This window comes from Sulfuricurvum sp. (assembly GCF_019163035.1).
Taxonomy (GTDB): domain Bacteria; phylum Campylobacterota; class Campylobacteria; order Campylobacterales; family Sulfurimonadaceae; genus Sulfuricurvum.
Genome location: NZ_JAFLKV010000104.1, coordinates 1 through 4669 on the forward strand (window position 1 = coordinate 1; position 4669 = coordinate 4669).

Annotated in this window: 4 protein-coding genes; 1 reads left to right on the forward strand and 3 read right to left on the reverse strand. The window is 38.1% G+C overall.

Annotation, left to right across the window (positions count from 1 at the left end):
- Positions 1–852: hypothetical protein (locus JZU62_RS07520; RefSeq protein WP_295013438.1), on the reverse strand; the 852-nt coding region annotated here is incomplete at its 3' end.
- 170 nt (positions 853–1022) lie between these two features.
- Between JZU62_RS07520 and JZU62_RS07525 the strand changes: the two genes are divergently transcribed.
- Positions 1023–2657: a methyl-accepting chemotaxis protein gene (locus JZU62_RS07525; protein WP_295013440.1), complete on the forward strand. Its 1635-nt coding sequence runs from the start codon at positions 1023–1025 to the stop codon at positions 2655–2657.
- Positions 2658–2672: 15 nt separating this feature from the next.
- On the opposite strand, the gene JZU62_RS07530 is transcribed toward JZU62_RS07525, so the two are convergent.
- A complete protein-coding gene (locus JZU62_RS07530; RefSeq protein ID WP_295013442.1) occupies positions 2673–3356 on the reverse strand; it encodes an SIMPL domain-containing protein in 684 nt (227 codons plus the stop codon).
- A 169-nt stretch (positions 3357–3525) separates the two neighbouring features.
- On the reverse strand, positions 3526–4467 hold the full coding sequence (locus JZU62_RS07535) for a matrixin family metalloprotease (RefSeq protein ID WP_295013445.1): 942 nt from the start codon (positions 4465–4467) through the stop codon (positions 3526–3528).
- Between the last annotated feature and the right edge of the window lie 202 nt (positions 4468–4669).

The following is a 4669-nucleotide window of genomic DNA, read 5'->3' on the forward strand; positions in this document are numbered from 1 at the left end:
TTGACGTGATAACTGATTATATAAGCCGGTTCCAACGATGAGCAGTGTTACCCCAATAATCAAATAAAATGCGTTGATAAGTTTGCTGTAGTCGTCCAGAACTATTTTAAATACTGCCATCAGAGATTCAATCGAGAGAGCAATAATAATAGAAGTCAAAAACTTGCTCAATGTTTTGTTTTGCAAGTCATTTCCATAGTTAAAGGTTTTAAAGAGAACCTCATTTTCAATCAGTGTTTTGGCTAAATCGTAGATGGCAAGTCCGATGGTAATAGAGATAATGGAGGTAAATATTTCGTGCATGACCACTTCACCAGAAAAAGGCATGATAAGCATATTAAAAAAGATATAGGCTCCGTAAAAAATCAAAAAAACCGATACGATCCCCAGTAATAACCCGCCACTCCCCATGACAAATCGATTGACGTGTTCAAAGGCACTGTTGTGTTCGATAAGACGAAGCTCTTCGAGTAGTTTTAAGAGATCAAAATCGGCAACTAAAAAGCCATTCTCATCTTGCTTAACCGCCGTTACGGTAGGTAAACCTGTCACATGGTGTAGATAAGGATTGCTGATATGGATAGGCTCTTCTGTAAAACTTACCCATTTAAAATAAAATGATTTATCGGTTCCATTACGAGTTTCATCGATATAGTTTCTACCGATACTTGGAGAACATTGAACGAGATTGTGGTTCACCGAGTAGATCACTTCGGCTGATTTTTCTGATTCAAAAAAACGCCTCATATCTTTGGGCTCAGTTGAAATAGGATGGAATTTTTCCATTGTAGTATTAAGATAAAATTGAATACTGTTCTTATGCTCAGTATAGATGTTGATGATCCGTTTCATGAAAACTCTCCTCATTTGAATTTTCAGTTTATGTTTTAGCACTCAATGGATAAAGAGCGGGAGCGAATTTACAGGTAAGAAAGAAGTTTAAGGATATAAGATTAAATAGTTTGTTTCGTTTCTGTAACCATAGAGTCTTACACTTCTGTACTCATAATGAAGGTGCATTCATGTTCTCCATTCGACTTATCTCCCGTCTCTCTATACGTCAAAAAATCACTTTTATAGTGGCGACAACACAACTGTTTGCAATTATTGCAATCTCCATCGGCATCTTAGGTATGTTTTTTTCAAATGCCTCTTTAGAGCGGATTAATGATCAAAGTCTCCATCCTCTCAATCAGCTTAGACAGAGTAAGCATGCAATGGTCAATGTAATACAAACGAAAGCGCAATTGATATCCGAAGGGCAGGGAGACTATGACAGTGATTTAAAAGCAATTAAAGCGGCACATAAACAGTTTAATGCACAATGGAGTGCGTATCTGAAATCTCCTAAAACAGAGAAAGAACAGCTTCACCTTGAAGATGCGCAAACGCAAGTTGCACGGGCTGATCGATCTATGGGGGCTATTGAAACTGCGATCACGAATCGCGACATTATGGAAATTCATGATTTGGTTCAAAGCGATTTCCCTTTCAGTTTTACACCTCTGGGGGATCTTTTTGATTCCCTCATCACCATCCAACTCGAAAACACACAGATACTCTATAATCAGGCACAAACGCAGTTCAAGCAAACCCTTCTTTTGATAGCGGTCATTTTTCCGATAGGTATGATCGTGATCTTTATTACCCTTCGGCTCATTACCCGTGAGCTGATTCAAAAAATAACCCTTCTTTCTCAGATCATCCATCATTTGCGTTCGGGAAATCTGCAAGAGCGGATCCAAGTCGAGGGAAAAGATGAACTCTCAACCGCAGCCCATGAAATGAACGGCTCGATGGAAGAACTGCAAAAAATTCTTGTCAATATCAAATCGACATCGTTTGAAAGCATTACTACCGCCCAAGAGCTTAACACGGTTGCCAATACCATTCGTCAACGCCTCGAAACCAGTACGACCGATATGGCACAGACCCATGAACAACTCGTGCAATTGCAATCGATTGTCAATGCATCAACCTCTTCGGCGCAAGATACTACCTGTAAAATCGATGAAGCAAACACCAATCTGCACGACGCTAATACCCAGATTTCAAAAATGAACAGCGACATACAAACGGTTGCCCAAATTCAACAAAGCCTTTCGAGTGAACTGCAAGAACTATCCTCACAAGCACAACAAGTTAAAGGTATTTTAAATATTATCGGAGACATTGCCGACCAAACGAATCTTTTAGCACTGAATGCCGCTATAGAAGCAGCACGGGCAGGTGAGCACGGTCGAGGCTTTGCCGTTGTTGCGGATGAAGTTCGTAAATTAGCGGAGCGAACACAAGAGAGCCTATCGCAGATCAACAGTACGATCAGTGCTATCGTTAATGCCATTATCACCACCAGCGACAAAATGGATAAATCAACCGGTTCGGTACTTCGTGTTTCAAATGATTCGAATTCCATTCAACGGATTATCAATTCCTCTTCATCCCTCATTTCGATTGCCGCAGATAGTGTCCATAAATCAAATGATAATCTGGAAAATCTAACAGGAGGGATGCGTTTGATTTCGGGGAAAATCGATACGCTCAATACGATAGCATCGTCCAACACCGAGAGTATTCAGGAGATTACGGATGTTGCATTTCGTCTTGATCAAAGTACAGCGGAGATGAATCAAAAATTAGAAAAGTTTCGTACGTAGATTATATTTTCTCATTCACGGGAGCCGTTTTAAGCAGCTGTAACTCACGGTTGCATTGAGTGATGATTTCTCATCACGTTGAATCGGACTCTCGGTAGGAACCGATTCTGCCATCATCGTCTTCATCATCATAGGTCTTGGTTGCATTACCCCGCCAAAATTGACCGATTCCAGGTTACACTCCATTCCCGTCTCTTTGGAAAACGAGTCCGCTTGAGTTTTCGCGGTGCGTAATAACTCTAATCGAAGCAATTGTTTCACCATGTTTTGGTTTTTTTCACTTACCACCCATGACAATTCTCCCTCAGTTTTGTGAACACTTGGAGTACTTGCTTTATCGAGTTTAGCGATAAGTGCATTATATTCTTCGACCGTTTTAAATTCGCACCCGAAATTGAGAATACCGCTATAGGCAATGAACTCTCGTTTTTGATCTTTATAACTATAGTAGGGTGAGAGCTGATATCCACCCCCTTGACAAAACTCACTATGAGGATCGAACCCTTTTACCACAGTTACAATGGCATTGAGATGTTTTTTTATCGTATCGGCATTTTTACTTTGCTCTTCAAAACTGAGACTTACTTGCAGTGCATCGGGTTTCAACGAGTGTGAAACCTGCTCATCAATTATAATAGTCATCGCTGCATTTACCCATAATGGAGATAAAAGAGCCATAATCAGTGTTGTTTGTGTCATATATTTACCTTCTTGCAGGATTTTATAATTTCATTGTATCACTATATTTTTAATAATTGATTGGTTGCGGAAGCAGGATTTGAACCTACCGAAATATTGATACTTTCAGTGTTGGTAATTTTATTCAATAATGTTGTAATTATTGAGAGTAGGGAAGTAAGCCTAGCCACTACCTTCTAAGACCAATCTGTGGCATCGATCTGAAAACTTGATTGAAAGCTTTGATATCATCTTGTGTCAACTTCATTGTCTCTATTTGGTTTGACTGTAAGATCGGGTTCATGAGTGCATTTGTTTTATCAATGTGATTAATACCGACTAAATGGGCTATTTCATGTGCCAAGACAGCTTTTAACTGATTCATATTTCCATCAAACCCGTAAATCTCTATTTTCTCCATCTCGCTGTAGTTCTCTTTTTGCACGATTTTTTTTCCATCTTGTTGATAAGTCTTTATAGTAGTGATATTTTTTCCAATCGCTTTACCTTTGACTTCCAAGATACTTCCCGAAAGTGATTCGATCCTTATGATAAGAGAGTTATGCTGCCGTATTAATGAATTATGCTTGCTGATAATTCGATTGAATTCCCTCAGATCTCTGTTATAGCGTGTTTGCTGCTCATTAAACCTTTTTTTGGCTTGCTCAAGCTTTGATTGTTCGGTATCTATCTTTTTTTTGCTTGCTTCGTATTGTTGTTTTGAGAGAGATGAAACCGTGCTATTTGTCTTGGCGGTGTAGTTATTAAGATCTGCAATAGAATGATTTAATATATTTGCTTCTTTGTTTAACGTTTCTTGGTTTTGATTAAGGGAACTTCTTTCATCAGAAATTTGCATATCCAGTAACTCGATGTGCTTTTGAATGGAAACAAGCTCCTCTTCATACCTTTTGAGTATTTTTCTTTTTTGAGATTCATTCACAAATAAGATATTGATTGGAAGGCCGTTTTCGGAGTATTCAAATACACTATAACCAAGTTGGCGGTCAAATTGTTCTTTAATCTCTTGAATTAGGTTATAAAGCTGTTTCTGACTCAATGAGTCTTTATATTTACTACTAATTTCACCAATTTTTACTTGTTGATATTGTGCCATTGCTAAAGAACTCAAAATAAACATTAGGAATATATGTTTTATGGTTCATTCCTTTTCTAAAATTGTATCTTTAAAAATAAATTTTCTTGTGTTACGTTTGGCTATAAATTTAGCATAATCCTATTGGTTTACTGTTGCAAATGTGTTTCAATTGCATTAATATGGCATGTGTTACTGAAAAGGTTGCTAAACTAACGGAGATGAAATGGCAGTCTAT